General features: G+C 60.4%; 5 protein-coding genes. All 5 read left to right on the top strand.

Annotation, left to right across the window (positions count from 1 at the left end):
• The first annotated feature begins 564 nt into the window (after nucleotides 1–564).
• The 5 genes from FJ398_26175 to FJ398_26155 all read left to right on the top strand — a co-directional run bounded on the left by FJ398_26175 (nucleotide 565) and on the right by FJ398_26155 (nucleotide 4,503).
• On the top strand, nucleotides 565–1,941 hold the full coding sequence (locus tag FJ398_26175; protein MBM3841375.1) for a carbon-nitrogen hydrolase family protein: 1,377 nt from the start codon (nucleotides 565–567) through the stop codon (nucleotides 1,939–1,941).
• A gap of 176 nt (nucleotides 1,942–2,117) precedes the next feature.
• Entirely contained in the window at nucleotides 2,118–2,357 is a 240-nt protein-coding gene (locus tag FJ398_26170) for a type II toxin-antitoxin system Phd/YefM family antitoxin (GenBank protein MBM3841374.1), read from the top strand.
• Between the two features lie 11 nt (nucleotides 2,358–2,368).
• A complete protein-coding gene (locus FJ398_26165; GenBank protein MBM3841373.1) occupies nucleotides 2,369–2,701 on the top strand; it encodes a type II toxin-antitoxin system PemK/MazF family toxin in 333 nt (110 codons plus the stop codon).
• 15 nt (nucleotides 2,702–2,716) lie between these two features.
• The gene (locus FJ398_26160) at nucleotides 2,717–3,502 is read left to right on the top strand and encodes an amidohydrolase (GenBank protein MBM3841372.1); all 786 of its coding nucleotides are present in this window, start codon (nucleotides 2,717–2,719) and stop codon (nucleotides 3,500–3,502) included.
• 191 nt (nucleotides 3,503–3,693) lie between these two features.
• Nucleotides 3,694–4,503: a metal-dependent hydrolase gene (locus FJ398_26155; GenBank protein MBM3841371.1), complete on the top strand. Its 810-nt coding sequence runs from the start codon at nucleotides 3,694–3,696 to the stop codon at nucleotides 4,501–4,503.
• Nucleotides 4,504–4,729: the final 226 nt, after the last annotated feature.

The following is a 4,729-nucleotide window of genomic DNA, read 5'->3' as shown; positions in this document are numbered from 1 at the left end:
CCGCCCCGCCCCGGAGGGCTGGGGCGATTTCGCTTTCTGGCTTCGTTTCTCCTCAGTCGCAGAGCCCTGGCTATGCTCCTTCGTCGTGCCTCGCCAGAAAGCGAAATCGCCTCCAGCAAAACCGGAAGTTATTTTTGCACAGACCCTAAGTGGTCCGTTTCATAAATACGCTCACGTTCGCGGCAAGGGATTTTTCGGCCAGACGAGGCGCGAGCGACGAGCATATCCCGAAGTGGATCTGTAAGGAGCAAGCAACGAAGTCTGGCGAAAAAGAACTGCCGCCCTTCGGGTTGCGCCGAATTTTGCCTGGGGCTGCGTTGCTCCTCGGTCACAGCCCCACTGGCGGGGGATGCTCGCTCGTCGCGCCTTGCCCCAGGCCAAATTGGGCGCAACGAACGTGAGCGTATTTATGAAATGGACCACTAAGGCTTGATTTGGGACGGAGTGGAATCCGTCCTTACCACTCCGAATGCGTGCGGAAACGGATGGCAGCTTTCCCGGTTGCACTCGGTTGACACATCAGACATGTCCGGCCATCGTTCCCACACAAAGCCAAAGAACCGTATGAAAATGAAAACTCAGGCGATCCTGTTTTTTTCCTTCGTGGTGTGGTCGAGCCTTGCGCTTTGCCCGGTGGCGGGCCGTGCGGACACAAATCAATTCGCAGCGCAGTGGCAAGGCGTGTCGAGCCGCGAGGAAATCCGGCCGGAGTTCATGATCAATCCAACTGGCGGACCTTCCCGTCGCGGGAGCCTAATCCTTCGCACCGACGGTCGGGAAGGCCTGGATGGCCATTGGGTAAGGACGTTTCCGGTTCAAGGCGGCGAGCATTACCATTTCCAGGCGCTGCGACGCGTCGAGAATGTGCCGGCGCCGACACAACGCTGCGTGCTGGCGCGCATTCTGTGGCGCGATGGCAAAGGCCAGCCCGTCCGCCACGATGAAACCGGCGCGAACAGCTATGCCCGAGGCGAACGCCCTGTGGCCGAACCGGAGTATCCGTCAGACCACGCCACGGACGCCAACGGCTGGACGGAGGTTGCCGATACGTACCGCGCCCCATCGAAAGCGACGCGCGCGATTGTGGAACTGCACCTGCGCTGGGCTTCAAGAGCGCAGGTAGAATGGAGCGACGTCAGTTTGACCAAGACCAGTCCGCCTCCCGAACGCAAAGTCCGGCTGGCCACCGTGCATTTCCGTCCCTCTGGCAAAAAGACAGCGCAAGAAAACTGCCGGTTGTTCGCGCCGCTGATCGAAGAGGCCGCGCGCCAAAAGGCCGACCTTGTGGTGTTGCCGGAGACGTTGACCGTTTGCGGTTCCGGCCTTTCTTACGCCGATGCCGCCGAACCGATCCCGGGTCCATCCACGGATTACTTCGCTCAGCTTGCCCGGCAGCATGGCCTTTATCTCGTCGTCGGACTGGTGGAGCGGGATCGACACTTGATTTACAACGTCGCCGTATTGATCGGTCCTGACGGCAAGGTCGCGGGCAAATACCGCAAGGTCGCCTTGCCGAGAACGGAGATCGAAGGCGGCATTACCCCGGGGCATGAATATCCAGTCTTCGAAACGCGCTTTGGCAAGGTCGGCATGATGGTGTGCTACGACGGTTTCTTCCCGGAGCCTGCGCGGCAGTTGAGCCTGCGCGGCGCGGAGATCATCGCGTTCCCCGTGTGGGGTTGCAATCCGCTCCTGGCTGCGGCTCGCGCGTGTGAGAATCACGTCTTTCTCATCAGCAGCACCTACACGGACGCGTCGAGCAACTGGATGATTTCCGCCGTTTACGATCGCGAAGGCAAGGTGCTCGCGCAGGCGAAGGAGTGGGGCACGGTCGCCGTCACGGAAGTCGATTTGAACAAGCGCTTGCGGTGGTCGAGTCTGGGGGACTTCCGCGCGGAGATCCCGCGGCATCGGCCAGCGTGGCCAGGGGAGAAGGACTGATCGGCAGCCAGATTTGGAGCGCGGCGATCACCGCTCAATCGGGCTGCTGACGCCAACGAAGCCTCTGTGAACAATCCTTTCCACCCGTGCGCGTCCGTAGTCAAAAATCTTCGTGTGCTACGTGAGCCACGTGCGGCAAGCTTGCCAAGCCCCGGCCTTCTCGCGATACTTGCGGTATGAAAACGGTCACGTTCGATGAGGCTCGCAATGATTTCGAAAGAGTATTTAAGTGGGCCGCGGGTGGCGAAACCGTGGTCATCCAGCGACAAGACCAGAGCGTGGCCCTCCAGGCTTTCCGAACCGCCAGCGATCCGGAAACCGCGCCGGCTGGATACTTTGCGAAAGATTATACACCCGAAGAAGCCGCTGAACTGAACTTGCTGGCCTCTCAGTCCCTCCACTTCCGGCTACCCTAAACCAATTCCCCATGCGGCAATGGGATGTCTATCTCTACGCATTCCAGCAGGAACAACCGCATCCTGTCGTCGTGCTATCGAACGACGAGATCTGCGCAAATCCGGACATCCAGTTTGTGAACGGCCTCCTGTGCTCATCACTGCGTCAAGATCGAGTCCTCAAGCGTCGCGAAGCATTTCTCGATCAGGGGGACGGATTGGATTGGAGAACCGCAGTGAGATGCGATTTTATCTACACGTTACACAAGCCGCTATTCGGCGAGCAGCGCGGGCGAGTGAGCGACGTGCGACAGATTGAACTGCTACGGAAGCTCCGATTCTGTTTTCGCTGGCCACTTGCTTGAAACAGGCGCCCTCCAATGGAAATCTGGGACTTGCATTGCCACCTCTCCGGTCTTCCGGGTCGCACGCCGGAAGAGCGGTTGGCCAAACTCCTGGAATACGCCGACCGCATGGGCATTGCCCGCCTGTGCGTGTACATGGGCATGGAATGGGCTTACGATCCCTCGCCGGAGAAACTTCGCCAGGACAACGACGCCGTGCTCCGGGCGATCAACCGATATCCGGATCGAGCGTTCGGCTTCGTCTATCTCAATCCAAAACACACCCAGGCCAGCCTCGATGAACTCAACCGTTGCGTGCGCGACGGGCCAATGGTCGGAGTGAAGCTCTGGGTCGCGATGCGATGCAACGCTCCGGAACTCGATCCGCTCATCGCACGCGCGGCCGAATTGAAGGCGGTAATTTTCCAACACACCTGGCTCAAGATCACGGGGAATCTTCCGGGTGAATCCACGCCCTTCGATCTGGTGGAACTGGCGAAACGCCACCCAAACGCCACCCTCATTTGCGGTCATTCCGGCGGCGATTGGGAACGGGGCTTGCGTGTCATTCGCCCACACAAGAATCTCTTTGCCGATCTTGCCGGAGGCGATCCGACCGCCGGCGTCACGGAAATGGCCGTGCGAGAACTCGGCGCGGACCGGGTGATCTACGGCTCGGATGTGGCCGGGCGGAGCTTCGCGTCGCAACTGGCCAAAGTGTACGGCGCGAACATTGCGGACTCCGCCAGGCGGCTTATCTTCGGCCAGAATCTGAAGCGCCTGTTGCAACCCATCTTGCGACAAAAAGGAATCCGGGTGTGAATTACCAATCGCCACGCCGACGCCAAGCGGCGCGAATAGGAGCGCGGACAGCCGTGTCCGCGCAACCGACTTTTGGAAAGCGAGACACGATGACGTGCGAACAAGGCTGTTCGCGCTCCGGTGCGGCGCTCAGCCGGCGCACCTTTCTGGCCAGTGCCGTGGCCGGGACCGCATTGGGAATGCTCGATCCCATGGCACACGCCGTGGGCTTCTCCAGGCAAGGAAAGGCCGGGGCGATTGATGTCAATGTTTCTCTCAGCCGTTGGCCGATGCGCCGCGTGCCTTGCGATGTCACGCCCGAACTGGTTGCGAAACTAAGACGTCAGGGCGTGACTGAAGCCTGGGCCGGCAGCTTCGATGGTCTGGTGCACAAGGATCTTGCCGGCGTGAATGCACGGCTTGCCGAGGGATGCCGCCGGCAAGGACGCGGGTTGCTGAAGGCGTTCGGGTCTGTTAATCCAACACTGCCTGACTGGGAGGAGGAATTGCGCCGCTGCGCCGAGGTGCATCGCATGCCCGGCATACGGCTTCATCCGAATTACCACGGCTACAAATTGGACGACCCGGCATTCGCGCGATTGCTGACGCGGGCGTCGGAGCGCCGGATGATCCTGCAAATCGCGGTGATCATGGAGGACGAGCGGATGATGCATCCGTTGTTGCGCGTGCCTCCGGTGGACGTTCGACCGCTGACGCGCCTGGTCAAAGAGATCCCTTCCCTTCGCCTCGTCTTGCTGAACGCGCTCGGCGTGGTTCGCGGTCCGGCGCTGGCGGAGTTGCTCGCGGCCGGGAACATCTGCGTCGAGATTTCGATGCTCGAAGGCGTCGCGGGAATCGAGAAACTTCTGCAACAGGTGCCGCTTGAACGGGTGCTCTTTGGATCCCACGCGCCGCTTTTCTATTTTGAGTCGGCTCTGCTCAAATTGAGAGAGTCCCCGTTAAGCCAGGCCCAGCTTGATGCGATTCGGTTCGGCAATGCCAGGCTTTTGCTGAGAGCCTGACACTGCCGCCGACAAGAAAGGTAGGGCAGACATGCCAGTCTGCTGATCTTTGTCGCCGTCTGAGAGCGTGTCCGAAAATTCCGCGGGGTCTTGTTTTCACGCCAAAGGCCGGATGGCGAGGCGCGACGAAGGAGAATATCCTCCCTGGATCTTCGACTGAGGAGCAACGAAGCCAGGCGGCCTTTGGCGCGAAAACCCTCCGGGCGGCGGGTCTTTTGTCCGTGGC

Source organism: Verrucomicrobiota bacterium, assembly GCA_016871535.1.
Lineage (GTDB): Bacteria > Verrucomicrobiota > Verrucomicrobiia > Limisphaerales > SIBE01 > VHCZ01.
The sequence above is the reverse complement of the archived record's forward strand: the minus strand, read 5'-3'. Positions and strand labels throughout refer to the sequence as shown.